The sequence below is a fragment of the Burkholderia sp. E168m23 genome (assembly GCF_016586125.1).
Taxonomy (GTDB): Bacteria; Pseudomonadota; Gammaproteobacteria; order Burkholderiales; family Burkholderiaceae; genus Burkholderia; species Burkholderia orbicola.
In genome coordinates, this window is record NZ_BCPP01001597.1 from 1 (window position 1) to 752 (window position 752).

At 67.8% G+C, this 752-nt stretch carries 1 protein-coding gene; it reads left to right on the plus strand.

What is annotated here, in order from left to right; translation table 11 throughout:
- Nucleotides 1-691 (plus strand): endolytic transglycosylase MltG (gene mltG, locus JMF90_RS39125; protein WP_201326553.1); only part of this gene is annotated, 691 nt, incomplete at its 5' end.
- Between the last annotated feature and the right edge of the window lie 61 nt (nt 692-752).

A 752-nucleotide genomic window follows, 5' to 3' on the forward strand; every position in this document is an offset into this window, starting at 1 on the left:
GTACGTCGCGACGGTCATCGAGGGCTGGACCTTCAAGCGGATGCGCGCCGAGCTCGACGCGAACCCCGATCTGGCGCACGCGACGGCCGGCATGAGCGACGCCGAGCTGCTGCGCGCGATCGGCGCGTCGGACGGCGCCGTGCAGCGCGGCAGCGGCGAGGGGCTGTTCTTCCCCGATACCTACCTGTTCGACAAGGGCACGAGCGACCTGAACATCTACCGGCGCGCGTACCGCCTGATGCAGACGCGCATCGACGAGGCCTGGGCCGCGCGCACGCCGGGGCTGCCGTACAAGACGCCTTACGAAATGCTGACGATCGCGTCGATCGTCGAGAAGGAAACCGGCCACGCGGCCGACCGCGCGTTCGTCGCGGCCGTGTTCGCGAACCGGCTGCGCATCGGCATGCCGCTGCAGACCGATCCGTCGGTGATCTACGGGCTCGGCGACGCGTACGACGGCCGGCTGCGCAAGCGCGACCTGCAGGCCGACACTCCTTACAATACCTACACCCGACGCGGGCTGCCGCCCACGCCGATCGCGTTGCCGGGTGTCGCCGCGCTGCAGGCGGCGATCAATCCGGCCCCGACGAGCGCGCTCTATTTCGTCGCGAAGGGCGACGGCACGAGCGTGTTCTCGGACACGCTCGGCGACCACAACAAGGCCGTGGATAAATACATACGAGGTCAATAATGGCGAGCGGTAAATTCATCACGTTCGAAGGCATCGACGGGGCGGGAAGACCACCCACCTG